Annotated in this window: 14 protein-coding genes; 12 read left to right on the plus strand and 2 right to left on the minus strand. The window is 33.4% G+C overall.

All coding sequences use genetic code 11. The features are described 5' to 3' along the window. Nucleotides 1–156 precede the first annotated feature (156 nt). On the minus strand, nucleotides 157–1443 hold the full coding sequence (gene brnQ / locus ACE939_RS13360) for a branched-chain amino acid transport system II carrier protein (protein ID WP_378186094.1): 1287 nt from the start codon (nucleotides 1441–1443) through the stop codon (nucleotides 157–159). 48 nt (nucleotides 1444–1491) lie between these two features. Here brnQ and ACE939_RS13365 point away from each other — a divergent pair, with 48 nt between their 5' ends. Further along, the gene (locus tag ACE939_RS13365) at nucleotides 1492–2271 is read left to right on the plus strand and encodes an alpha/beta fold hydrolase (RefSeq protein WP_378186095.1); all 780 of its coding nucleotides are present in this window, start codon (nucleotides 1492–1494) and stop codon (nucleotides 2269–2271) included. 210 nt (nucleotides 2272–2481) lie between these two features. Further along, the gene (locus ACE939_RS13370) at nucleotides 2482–2751 is read left to right on the plus strand and encodes a hypothetical protein (RefSeq protein WP_378186096.1); all 270 of its coding nucleotides are present in this window, start codon (nucleotides 2482–2484) and stop codon (nucleotides 2749–2751) included. Nucleotides 2752–2756: 5 nt separating this feature from the next. Here the strand turns inward: ACE939_RS13370 and thiL are convergent, their stop codons facing one another. Beyond that, complete coding sequence (gene thiL, locus ACE939_RS13375; protein WP_378186097.1) at nucleotides 2757–3803, minus strand: thiamine-phosphate kinase; 1047 nt, start codon at nucleotides 3801–3803, stop codon at nucleotides 2757–2759. 422 nt (nucleotides 3804–4225) lie between these two features. On the opposite strand from thiL, the gene ACE939_RS13380 reads away from it, so the two are divergent. The 10 genes from ACE939_RS13380 to ACE939_RS13425 all read left to right on the plus strand — a co-directional run bounded on the left by ACE939_RS13380 (nucleotide 4226) and on the right by ACE939_RS13425 (nucleotide 13301). Continuing rightward, a complete protein-coding gene (locus ACE939_RS13380; protein WP_378186098.1) occupies nucleotides 4226–4555 on the plus strand; it encodes a HesB/IscA family protein in 330 nt (109 codons plus the stop codon). A 38-nt stretch (nucleotides 4556–4593) separates the two neighbouring features. Next, nucleotides 4594–6039, plus strand: coding sequence for a Fe-S cluster assembly protein SufB (gene sufB, locus ACE939_RS13385; protein ID WP_378186099.1), 1446 nt, complete (start codon nucleotides 4594–4596; stop codon nucleotides 6037–6039). A 15-nt stretch (nucleotides 6040–6054) separates the two neighbouring features. Further along, nucleotides 6055–6936, plus strand: coding sequence for an N-acyl homoserine lactonase family protein (locus tag ACE939_RS13390; RefSeq protein WP_378186100.1), 882 nt, complete (start codon nucleotides 6055–6057; stop codon nucleotides 6934–6936). After that, entirely contained in the window at nucleotides 6937–7308 is a 372-nt protein-coding gene (locus ACE939_RS13395; RefSeq protein WP_378186101.1) for a hypothetical protein, read from the plus strand. A 69-nt stretch (nucleotides 7309–7377) separates the two neighbouring features. Next, on the plus strand, nucleotides 7378–8130 hold the full coding sequence (gene sufC, locus ACE939_RS13400) for a Fe-S cluster assembly ATPase SufC (protein WP_378186102.1): 753 nt from the start codon (nucleotides 7378–7380) through the stop codon (nucleotides 8128–8130). Nucleotides 8131–8200: 70 nt separating this feature from the next. Further along, on the plus strand, nucleotides 8201–9514 hold the full coding sequence (gene sufD, locus ACE939_RS13405) for a Fe-S cluster assembly protein SufD (protein WP_378186103.1): 1314 nt from the start codon (nucleotides 8201–8203) through the stop codon (nucleotides 9512–9514). Nucleotides 9515–9752: 238 nt separating this feature from the next. After that, on the plus strand, nucleotides 9753–10967 hold the full coding sequence (locus ACE939_RS13410) for an aminotransferase class V-fold PLP-dependent enzyme (protein ID WP_378186104.1): 1215 nt from the start codon (nucleotides 9753–9755) through the stop codon (nucleotides 10965–10967). Between the two features lie 132 nt (nucleotides 10968–11099). After that, on the plus strand, nucleotides 11100–12068 hold the full coding sequence (locus ACE939_RS13415; RefSeq protein ID WP_378186105.1) for a zinc metalloprotease: 969 nt from the start codon (nucleotides 11100–11102) through the stop codon (nucleotides 12066–12068). 79 nt (nucleotides 12069–12147) lie between these two features. Further along, the gene (locus ACE939_RS13420; protein ID WP_378186106.1) at nucleotides 12148–12846 is read left to right on the plus strand and encodes a DUF4377 domain-containing protein; all 699 of its coding nucleotides are present in this window, start codon (nucleotides 12148–12150) and stop codon (nucleotides 12844–12846) included. Nucleotides 12847–12878: 32 nt separating this feature from the next. Then, complete coding sequence (locus tag ACE939_RS13425) at nucleotides 12879–13301, plus strand: SufE family protein (RefSeq protein ID WP_378186107.1); 423 nt, start codon at nucleotides 12879–12881, stop codon at nucleotides 13299–13301. The last annotated feature ends 10 nt before the right edge of the window (nucleotides 13302–13311 follow it).

A 13311-nucleotide genomic window follows, 5' to 3' on the forward strand; every position in this document is an offset into this window, starting at 1 on the left:
TAACATTACTTTTATATCTCTATATCTGCCATTGTTATATCAATACAATTAAAATGATAATACAAATTTTTTTCTGCGATGGTTTTATAATTTAATACTTACCTGTCAAGCTTTGGTAGCTAGAGTTTTTTTACCAAAATTAAAATTAGAAGCACTTTATGAGATCTTAGCGTCCAGTTTATTTTTTGTCAACAGGTTAACCAAAATAAATGTAGTAATTACAGGTAAGACCCATCCCAGCGTATTATTACCAAGAGGAATGCTATTTAAAATAGGTTGCATTATTTCTTTATAACCTATAGCGGCCAAAAAATCAGGAATACTAAATAATATTGCAATAAGTACAACAGCTCTAAATACGATAGGGGTTCCCCAACGTTCTGGCAAAACATTTAAAACAATCAATACAATAGTAATGGGATAAATTAAGACAAGTGCTGGGATAGCTACAATTATAATGTACTGGACATCAAACTGACCCATCAAAACTCCCAAAATAGAACTAGTTATAGCTGTGACAATATAAGCTTTGGATGAGTTATTAAAAACCCCTTTAAAAAAATCAGATGTACCAGTTATAATGCCAACAGCAGTTGTAAAACAAGCAATACTTACTAAAATACTTAGAAATACAGAACCAATATTACCGAGAGTTTCATAGCTTAAACCTGATAGTAATTGAGTTCTACTTATATCAGAAGGAAAAGTTGTGTTGAATAAAGCACCATTGTAGATAAGTCCAGCATAGGTAATAAAAAGCCCAATACCAGCTATTACGCCAGCATTACGAATTACTAGTCTTTTATTATAAAATTCATGGGTTCCCTTCAGATTTAAAGAAATAATTAATACACCTCCAACTACTACAGCAGCAATAGCATCAAAAGTTTGGTACCCCTCTAATAATCCATGGATAAGAGGTTTATTTATAGACAAAGAGTTCATAGGTGGATGTGGTATAAAAATGCCCACACATATAATAGAAAGAATCACTACAAAAATTATAGGAGTAAGAAATTTACCTAGAAAGTCTAGAATTTTTGATCGGTTTAAAACAAAGAATAAGACAAGTATAAAATATAACATACTTGTTAATAAAGGACTGCTTCCAAAAAATGGTGCAATTGCAATTTCATGGGTAACTGATGCCGTGCGTGGAGATGGTAGCGTAATAGAAATTAAGTATATTAAAATACAATAAATCATACTAAACGAGGGAGAAACTTTTTTACCAAAATCCATCAACGTTCCCTGCAATCGTGCATGTGCAAATATTCCTAATAAAGGTAGAATTACTGCAGAAATCATAAAACCAATGGTAACCAAAAACCACGTATCTCCTGCTTCAAAACCTAAATTTGGAGGTAAAATTAGATTTCCGGCTCCAAAAAACATCGAAAACAGAGCAAATCCAGTAATTAATGATTCTTTAGTTAATTTCATTCTATAAAATTTTTTGATGATTATTTAAGAAATTACCTTTGCAATATAATGACTTTAGCACACAAACAAATCAATATTAATTACACAACTCACGGTCAAGGCAAACCCATTGTTTTTTTGCATGGTTTTTTGGAAAATCTTAGCATGTGGCAAACGATAGTTCCTGAATTTTTGGAACAGTATCAATGTATCGCCATAGATCTTCCCGGTCATGGTGGATCAGACAACTTGGGATATGTGCATAGTATGGAAACTATGGCAGAAGTCGTAAAGAGTGTTTTAGAAACATTAAAAATTGATAAAGCAATCATTATTGGACACTCTTTGGGTGGCTATGTAGGTCTAGCTTTTGCCGAAAAGTATACACATAGTTTATTAGGATTATTACTTTTAAACTCTACCTCATTTGCAGATAGTGAAGAACGTAAATACACAAGGACAAGGGCAATTAAAATAGTTAAGCAAAATCCTAATGCATATACGAGTATGTCCATTGCAAATTTATTTGCTCCGTCAAATCGCAAAAAATATGCAACAATAATTTCTTCGGTTAAAAACCAAGCATCAAAAACTTCTTTACAAGGTATTTTGGCTGCCCTCGAAGGCATGAAAGAAAGGCCAGATCGCTCTTTGTTCTTAACTCACTTAAAAGTTCCAAAATGTATTATTTCTGGAGTAGATGACCCAGTAATTACTCATAAACAAAGTCAAACAGAAAGTGAGCTAACAAAAACTGAGCTAGTCGGGCTTAGTGGGGGTCATATGTCTCATATCGAAAACTACTCTGAATGTGTTACAGAAATAGGTAATTTTGTAAGAAAATGTTAGTTCATTAATTGTTAATAAGTTAATTTTAAAAATATCTTTCAACTGATATTTTAGTCGGACTAAAAGCAAATATTAAGGTATAAAATACACAAAAACAGGGTTACAATAGTAAATTTTAGCAATTATTAAAAGTTTTTCTTACAAACATATTGTTAATAACTAAAAAAATTATATTATTGTATTGATTATGAACTTTTAACCCGTATAAATATGAAAACATCGACCCCAAGTCAATCTTTCTCGTTTGCAAAAATATTCTGTTCGTTATTTGGACACAACTATTTTCTCTCCAAATCAATTACAGATCACGTTAAAGAATATACCTGTTCACATTGTGGAGAACAAGCAACAACTAATAGTAAAGGTTGTCTTGAAGCGATGACTCCGGTATTAAAAGAAATAAACGAAGATCTTGCGATTGTTCACGCAAAAAAGATGGCTAGAAAAAACGAAATTAAAACCTATCAAGTTGCTTCTTAAATATATTACTCTTTTATAGGATTCCAACCTTGTGCCTTTAGTTGAATTCGCTCGTTTGCACGAGTAACCAAAGCCATACCGCTCTTTTTATCCAAAATATGACCGATAATCGTAAGATTAGGATTTGCTTTGATTTTTGGGAAATCCTCTTGTTTAATTGTAAAAAGTAATTCGTAATCCTCTCCACCATTTAACGCAACAGTAGTACTATTTAGATTAAATTCTTCACAGGTCGAAATTACTACTGGATCTATTGGAATTTTATCTTCATACAAATTAACACCAACTTTTGATTGTGTACACAAGTGAATAATTTCAGAAGATAATCCATCACTAATATCAATCATGCTAGTTGGCTGTACTTCTAATGCATTAAGTAATTCTTTTATATCTTTTCTCGCTTCGGGTTTTAATTGACGTTCTACAAGATAACTATAAGCATCCAGGTCAGGTTGTGCATTAGGATTTACTTTAAACACTTCATTTTCTCGATTTAATACTTGTAGTCCAAGATACGCCGCACCCAAATCACCAGAAACTACCAAAAGATCGTTCTCTTTGGCACCGTCACGATACACAATTTCTTTTTCTGAAGCATGACCAATGGCAGTAATGCTTATAAGCAAACCACGAGTTGAAGATGTAGTATCACCACCCACGACATCGACTTTGTATAAACTTGCCGCCGCATAAATACCTTCGTATAACTCTTCAATCGCTTCTAGTGGAAAACGATTTGAAACGGCAATTGAAACAGTAATTTGAGAAGCTGTTGCGTTCATAGCATACACATCCGATAAATTGACCATAACAGCTTTATAACCTAGATGCTTAAGAGGCATATATGCCAAATCAAAGTGTACCCCTTCAATCAAAAGATCAGTTGTTATGATACATTTTTCTTCTTTAAAATCTAATACAGCAGCATCATCTCCAATTCCTCGAATGGTAGATTTCTGCTTAATTTTGAAATTTTTGGTTAAATGTTCAATAAGTCCGAATTCACCCAATTCGGATAAAGAGGTTCTGGGTGTATTTTTATCTTCAATCATGCCTACAAAGTTACTTAAGAAAACTTTGAGTGTACTTCGTTTTATAAAAAATATTAATGCAGTTATTTTGAGCTAAAAACATTTTATAGTTGAAATGACTAACGCTTTTATTTAGAAACATCAAAAACCCACCCTGTTTTTTTTCAAAGATTATATCTTTAGAATCAATGAGAACTTTTTGGGAGTATCTAGGAATACTATAGGAATGTATGCAATCGTTAAGTTTTGTTCTTGTTTTTTTAAATATAATTCTAGTAACAAAATGAAGATGGGACAGATATCTCTGCGTATCTCAACATTTTATCATAATGTGCTATAACTTTTGCTAATGCCATTATGTAATAGATATATGCGAGGATACGTGTATTAAATCTACATAAATAGTATATTTGCATTTGATAAAGAAGTAATCTTATATATATATGATTAAAGTATCTGATACAGCTAAAACGAAAGTGGTAGCACTGATGAGTGAGGATGGTTATAATGCTTCTACCGATTATGTCAGAGTAGGTGTAAAGAGTGGAGGATGTTCAGGATTATCCTATGACTTAAAATTTGACAAAACACAAGAAGAAGGAGATAAGGTTTTTGAGGACAATGGTGTAAAGATTATTGTAGACAAGAAAAGCTTTCTATATTTAATAGGCACTACTCTAGAATACTCTGGAGGTCTTAATGGAACCGGATTTGTGTTTAATAATCCCAACGCAAGTAGAACTTGTGGATGTGGAGAAAGTTTTTCATTGTAAAATTAAAAGAACGATCCTAAAAGTTTGGGATATTGAGGATGGCATATACTGAAGATGATTTAAAAAAAGAGTTAGAGACTAAAGAATACGAGTATGGGTTTTATACCGATATTGAGTCTGAAACATTTCCTATAGGTTTAAATGAAGATATTGTGCGAGCAATTTCTTTAAAGAAAGAAGAGCCTCAATGGATGACCGACTGGCGCCTTGAAGCCTTTCGCGTTTGGAAAGAGATGGAAGAACCAGAATGGGCAAATGTACATTACGAAAAACCAGATTTTCAAGCGATATCCTACTATTCGGCACCTAATAAAAAGCCTAAATATGAAAGTCTTGATGAGGTTGACCCAGAGCTTTTGGATACATTCAAAAAACTAGGGATATCCTTAGACGAACAAAAAAAATTAGCGGGAGTGGCGGTAGATATTGTTATGGACTCTGTTTCTGTAGCGACCACATTCAAAAAAACGTTGGGAGAAAAGGGAATTATTTTTTGTTCAATTTCAGAAGCGATTCAAAAACATCCAGAACTGGTTAAGAAGTATATCGGATCAGTGGTGCCTCAAAAAGATAATTTTTATGCTGCTTTAAATTCAGCTGTTTTTAGTGATGGATCCTTTTGTTACATACCCAAAGGTGTGCGTTGCCCAATGGAACTATCCACTTATTTTAGAATTAATCAAGCAGGCACAGGACAATTTGAGAGAACGCTTGTAATCGCAGACCAAGGTAGTTATGTAAGTTATCTAGAAGGTTGTACAGCTCCTTCCCGAGATGAAAATCAATTACATGCTGCCGTTGTCGAACTTATAGCGTTGGATGATGCCGAAATTAAGTATTCTACAGTTCAAAATTGGTATCCTGGTAATGCCGAAGGTAAAGGAGGAGTTTATAATTTTGTGACTAAGCGTGGTATTTGTGAAACAAGAGCAAAAATTTCGTGGACACAAGTAGAAACAGGATCTGCAGTTACTTGGAAATACCCATCGTGTATTTTAAAGGGTGACTACTCTGTAGGAGAATTCTATTCGATTGCGGTAACCAATAATTACCAACAGGCCGATACAGGTACAAAAATGATCCATTTAGGTAAAAATACAAAGAGTACAATTATTTCAAAGGGTATTTCTGCTGGTAAATCTCAAAATAGCTATCGCGGTTTGGTTCAAATAAATAGTAGAGCGACCAATGCGCGTAATTTTTCTCAATGTGATTCACTACTTATGGGGAACGAATGTGGAGCACATACATTTCCATATATAGAAGCCAAAAATAAATCGGCTCAAATAGAGCATGAGGCTACTACAAGTAAAATAGGTGAAGATCAAATATTTTATTGTAACCAACGAGGGATTGATACAGAAAAAGCGATTGCTCTTATTGTGAACGGTTTTAGTAAAGAAGTGCTAAATAAATTACCGATGGAGTTTGCTGTAGAAGCTCAAAAGTTACTAGAGATATCTCTGGAAGGATCAGTAGGATAAATTTAAATTTTTGTAATGAAGCATATAGGAATAGTTATACTGTTTATATTTAGTCTGGTTTCTTGTAAAAATTTTGAAAAGCCAGAAACTAACGTTGAAAATACCGAGGTTAAAGACTCAATTCAATCACCCGAGGTAAGATTGTATACTTTTAATGGAGGTACAATTCAAGTAAACGCCAAAAACCTATTCGCACAAGGAGATACTTACAAGGGTGATACAATAACACTTGCAGATGCTTTTTATGTTATAAAACATCCAAAAGGGAACCTTATTTGGGATACAGGATTGTCTGAGGATTTGGTAGGAAACAATCCAAAAGAGATTAATGGTGGAGCGCTAGTTTTATCTAGAAAAGATTCGTTACTGGCACAATTAGATCTGATAGGTATGACTCCCAAAGATTTTGACTTTATAGCATTTTCACATATTCATTTTGATCATACTGGTGCAGCTAATTATTTTAAAAATGCCACTTGGTTGATTCAAGATGTCGAATATTCCTTTGCACAAAGCGAAGAAATTAAAGCTCAAGGTTTTTATAATAGTAATGATTTTAAAGAATTGACCCATGTTAAGCAACTACAAGGAGACTATGATGTTTTTGGAGATGGTAGCGTAGTTATAAAATCATATCCTGGGCATACGCCAGGACATCAAGCATTGTTTTTAAACTTGGCAAACAATGGACCTACAGTACTTAGTGGTGATTTATATCATTTTGTAAAAAACAGAGAAAATAAAATAGTACCACAATTTAACTACGATATTCCTGAAACCGAAAAAAGTATCAAAGCGTTTGAGGAGTTCGTAAAAAATAATAATGCTAAAGTATTTATTCAACATGATCCTGTGCATTTTGATAAAATGCCTATATCTCCCAAATTTATAAATTAAATGAAAAACTTACTTCTTATTCTTTTTTTGAGCACCATCTTATTTTCTTGTAAACAAGAGAAAAAAGAGCAGATAACAGAAAACAATGTAACAGTAGAGGGAGAGTTTATTTATATCGCGGATGCTGCTGTTATAAAGGGAACGGATTTTATATATGGTGTAGAACTTAATGAGATCATGCATACATTAGCTCAAAAAGTTGCACCCTTACAACGAGAAGAATACGATATGGTCCCCGTTGTTGTCAAGGGAATTGTAAAACCAAATCCAGAAGAAGGATGGGAAGAAATTCTGGAAATTAAAGAAATTGTTGAGGTCAAAAAACCAACCTCTCCTTTACCTACAAAGGTGCAGTCTAAAGATGCTTTATAAAAGTATTGCTACAACTGTATAATATAAATTAATAAAGATAATCTGGTTAAGATAAAATTGATAAAAAGCATGTTAGATATAAAAAATTTACACGCAACTATAGAGGATAAGGAAATTCTTAAAGGCCTTAATCTCAAAGTTAATGCAGGAGAAGTACACGCGATAATGGGACCTAATGGCGCCGGAAAAAGTACCTTGGCAAATATAATTGCTGGTAAAGAAGAATATGAAGTAACACAAGGAAGTATTGATCTAGAAGGAGAAGATATTGATGATCTAGCTGCCGAAGAGCGTGCCCATAAAGGTATCTTCTTGTCATTTCAGTATCCAATTGAAATACCTGGTGTCTCTGTTACAAATTTTATGAAGACGGCAATCAATGAGACCAGAAAAGCGCAAGGTCTTGAGGAAATGCCAGCAAAAGACATGCTTAAGAAGATTCGAGAAAAATCAGAGCTATTAGAAATAGACAGAAAATTTTTATCACGTTCTCTAAATGAAGGATTTTCTGGAGGTGAGAAAAAACGAAATGAAATTTTTCAAATGGCGATGTTAGATCCTAAACTTGCTATTCTTGATGAAACGGATTCTGGGTTGGATATTGATGCTTTACGAATTGTAGCCAATGGCGTCAATAAACTAAAAAATAAGGACAATGCTATTGTAGTTATTACGCATTATCAAAGACTGTTAGATTACATTGTGCCCGATTATGTACATGTTCTATACGATGGTAAAATTGTAAAATCTGGAACTAAAGAATTAGCACTAGAACTCGAGGAAAAAGGATACGACTGGATCAAAGAAGAAATAAATGCATAATATTTTATTAAACATGCCTATTATAAAAAATACTTGGTGCGTATAGTAATTTATTAAAAATGAAATGAACATGGATTTGAAAGAAAAATTAGTTTCCTCTTTTATGGCATTTGAAGAAACTGTAGATATAGATTCTTCTATACATGATATTCGAAGCGAAGCAATTAAAATATTTGAGGAGAAAGGTTTTCCTTCAAAGAAAGATGAAGCGTGGAAATACACATCGTTAAATTCTGTATTAAAATACGATTATAATATTTTTCCTAAAAAGGAAGATGTTATAGAGTTTAAAGATGTAAAAAAATATTTTATCAATGATTTAGATACCTATAAGATTGTTTTTATAGACGGTCAGTATTCTTCACATTTATCTGAGACTACTCATGATAAAATAGATGTATGTCTTATGTCATCTGCACTTAGTCACGATAAATATAAAGCAGTTATAGACAACTATTTCAGCAAAATAGCCACCAAGGACGGTTTATCGTCTTTAAACACAGCTTTTTCGAGAGAAGGTGCGTATATTCATATTCAAAAAAACATATTAGCTGATAAGCCTATTCAAATAATTCATTTTTCTACAGGAAATGAGTCTTCACAAATGTTGCAGCCGCGTAATTTAATTGTAGTAGATGAAAACTCTCACGTACAAATTATAGAGCGTCATCAAAGCTTAACAGATAATCCAGTCTTGACGAACTCGGTGACAGAGATTTTTGCCGATAAACGAGCAGTTGTAGACTATTATAAAATACAAAACGATAATCTCAACGCGTCCCTTATTGATAATACCTATATTCAACAATTAACTCAAAGCTTGGTGTCTGTGCATACTTTTGTATTTGGCGGAAAGTTGATTCGTAATAACTTGAATTTTTATCAGTTGGGAGAAGGTATCAATTCGGTTCTCAATGGTGTTACTATTATTGAAGGAAAGCAACATGTTGATCATAATACTTTAGTTCATCATACACAACCTAACTGTGAAAGTCATCAGGATTATAAGGGGATATTTGATGAGCAATCAGTAGGAGTTTTTAATGGTAAGATCGTAGTTAATAAGGAAGCACAAAAAACAAATGCGTTTCAATCAAATAACAACATTTTATTAGATGATAAAGCAAGTATTAACTCAAAACCGCAGTTAGAAATCTTTGCAGATGATGTAAAATGTTCTCATGGTTGCACTATAGGGCAGTTGGATGAAAATGCTTTATTTTACATGCGTTCTCGAGGCATTGGAGAAAAGGAAGCTAGAGCATTACTAATGTATGCTTTTGCTAACAACGTTTTGGATACGGTCAAAATCCCTCAATTAAAACAAAGAATAAATAAGTTAATTGCCAATAAACTCAACGTAAACCTTGGTTTTGATTTATAGGCTTTAGTAGATAAATATATAATTTAAAGTAAGGATCTGGTATAATGCATTATATCAGATCTTTTTTTTGGCATTAAATCTCTTCAAAATTTATCTATACATGCTAACAAATATAAAAGTATGCTTAGTAATACTTAAAAAGTTTAACCGCTACGACTAGCAAGGATCGGTTAAATCATTTAGTATTTACACAACTGTACTAAGAAATACTTAGTATTTTTGCATAAAGAAAATTACTATGCTAAACGTACAGAAAATAAGAGAAGATTTTCCTATCCTTAAACGTCAAGTAAATGGAAAACCGCTAGTATATTTTGATAATGCAGCTACGTCTCAAACACCTCAAGTTGTAATTGATGCAATTGTAGATTACTATAGTAATTACAACGCAAACATTCATAGAGGGGTGCATAGTTTATCGCAGGAAGCTACCGATGCTTATGAGGCTGCCAGAAAAAAAATACAACTTCATTTTAATGCAGAGCACTCACATGAAATTATTTTAACTTCTGGAACTACCCATAGTATTAATATAATTGCGACAGGATTTACCTCATTGTTGTCAGAAGGTGATGAGATTATTGTTTCAGCTCTAGAGCATCATTCTAATATCGTACCATGGCAAATGCTTTGTGAACGTACAGGTGCTGTTTTAAAGGTTATCCCGATGAACCAAGAAGGAGAACTACTTATGGACAGCTATGATCATCTCTTATCAGAAAAGACGAAACTGGTATTTGTTAACCATATCTCCAATGCGCTCGGTACAATAAACCCTATAGAATATATCATTAAAAAAGCTCATGATGTGAATGCAGCTGTCTTAATTGACGGAGCACAATCCTGTCCTCATATCAAATCTGATGTACAGGACTTGGATGTTGACTTTTATGTTGCCTCAGCTCACAAGCTTTGTGGCCCTACTGGCGTAGGTTTATTATATGGTAAGGAGGAATGGCTTAATAAACTTCCACCATACCAAGGAGGTGGAGAAATGATAGATCAAGTAACTTTTGAGAAAACTACCTATGCTGGATTGCCTCATAAATTTGAAGCAGGAACACCCAATATTTGTGGAGGTATCGCTTTTGGTGTTGCATTAGATTATATGAACGCCATTGGCTTTGATGCTATTGCTGCCTATGAAAAAGAACTTTTAGCATATGGTACAAAACAATTACTGCAAATAGAAGGTCTTACGATTTACGGTACTTCTTTAAATAAAACATCTGTAATATCTTTTAATATAGAAGGTATACACCCTTATGACATAGGATCTATAGTAGATAAATTAGGGGTTGCTGTTCGTACAGGACATCATTGCGCACAACCAATAATGGATTTTTATAAAATCCCAGGAACTGTAAGAGCCTCATTTTCTTTCTACAATACAATTGAAGAAATCGATGTATTAGTGGCTTCCGTTAAAAAAGCAATTCAAATGTTACGTTAGTTCCGTAACCCCTAAAAGGGAATGTAATAAATTGTGATATTTATTACATTTTGTAGATAGTTTTTGGCATTTAGTTAAATTAAATATCCTATTTTGGGTTTAACAATAACACAAACTCAAATATTTAACACTATGAAAAAACTAACGCTGTGCGCCCTGGCACTTGGTTTCATTATGACAACCTCCTGTGAAAAAGAGCAACAATCCTTTGATGAAGCAAATATTGCTAACGTAGAAGAGGTATTGGCTTCAAAGAGAAAATGCTATGCTAGCGAAATGTTAGAAAAGCAACTTAAGGAAGATCCGATGATGGCAAAACGAATGGCTACCATCGAAATGCAAACCAAATCTTTTGCCAATTCTGATATGAAAGCCGTAAACGGAACCGTTACTATTCCAGTAATTGTGCATGTAATCTACAGAACTAATCAAGAAAATATTAGTAATGCTCAAATTCAATCACAGATTGATGTATTAAACCAAGATTTTAATAGAGCTAATAGTGATATTTCACTTGTTCCTAATGAATTTTCTAACCTTACTGCAGATGTAGATATTCAATTTACACTTAAACAGGTAACGCGTAAACAGAGCAATAGACGGTCATGGGGTACTAACGATAGAATGAAAAGATCATCTGGAGGGGGAGTAAATGCCATAGATACTAGTAGAAATCTTAATATCTGGGTATGTAATATTGGTAGTGGGATATTGGGATATGCACAATTCCCTGGTGGTAGTGCAGCAACAGATGGTATAGTAGTTTCTCCGCAATACTTTGGAAGCCAGGGTTCTGTAAGTGCACCATTTAATAAAGGAAGAACAGCAACTCACGAAGTAGGACATTGGTTAAACTTACGCCACATTTGGGGTGATGGGGGCTGTAATGTTGATGACTATGTATCGGATACACCAGTATCAAGTACACCTAATTACGGTTGCCCAAGGTATCCAACACAACATTGTAGCTCTAATGACATGACTATGAATTATATGGATTATGTTGATGACCGTTGTATGTATATGTTCACAACTGGTCAGAAAAACAGAATGCGAGCTTTATTTGCCGCTGGAGGATATCGATCTGCATTTGTACAATAAAAAATTGTTGCTATAAATAAGAAAAAGAAAAAGGCGTCCATGTGACGTCTTTTTTCGTAAATTAAATCAAAAATTACAAATGGTAAAAAAGCTAAGTTTCTATATTGTATTAATATTTTTATTTTCTTCATGTAAAGAGACCAAACGAATCTTTATAGCAGATCACTATGCTGATTGCATGGGTGTAGGTCCCCAAAAATGTATGCTAATCAAAGAAAGGTTACACGACGAATGGACACTATTTTATGATCAAATTGAAGGTTTTAATTATCAAGAAGGTTTTTCATACGAAATAGAAGTCGAAATCAATACAATAAAAAACCCCCCAGCAGATGGATCCACATTAACCTATGTGCTATCCAAAATATTAAACAAAGAGAAATCAGAATCTATCGAAGAGACACCAGATCAACAACCAATTACGGTAGCGTATGAAGCTATATCACGAGGTTTCTATCTTGCAACAAGTATTACGAAAGAAACCATTATGACTACGCGTGATCAAAATAGGAAAGAAACAGTTTCAAAAGAATGTTCAAAAGAGACATGGAATAAAATTTTAAGTCTAATTAAACCTATTGATATTAAAGCTATTAATGCCTTACAAGCTCCAAGTGGTAAACGACTATTTGATGGAGCAGCGCATGCACAATTAAAGATAATATCTATAGATACTAGCTACACCTCTGCAAGTTTCGATCATGGGGAACCTCCAGCTCAATTAAAGTCATTAGTAAACCATATACTCTCATTGGGAGAAAGTGTTGAAAAGGAATAATAGATGTTGTACTTTTGTAAAAAATATAAGCTATGTCTATACAAGAAATACAAGAGGAAATCGTAGACGAGTTCGGTATGTTTGATGATTGGATGCAGCGCTACGAATATATGATTGAGTTAGGCAAATCGTTACCCTTGATAAGTGAAAAATATAAAACGGATGATAATATTATTAAAGGTTGTCAAAGTAAAGTTTGGGTTCATGCAGAAATGAAAAATGACAAGATCACCTTTACAGCCGATAGCGATGCAATTATTACAAAAGGTATTATAGCTATTTTAATACGTGCATTTTCAAATCAGCATCCACAAGATATTATTGATGCCAACACAGATTTCATCGATCAAATAGGATTAAAGGAGCATTTGTCACCCACTAGAGCAAATGGTTTGGTAAGTATGATTAAGCAACTTAAATTATACGCAATTGCGTACCAAACTCAATTAAAATAACATTACAAAC

The sequence above is a fragment of the Aquimarina rhodophyticola genome (assembly GCF_042434915.1).
Taxonomy (GTDB): Bacteria; Bacteroidota; Bacteroidia; order Flavobacteriales; family Flavobacteriaceae; genus Aquimarina.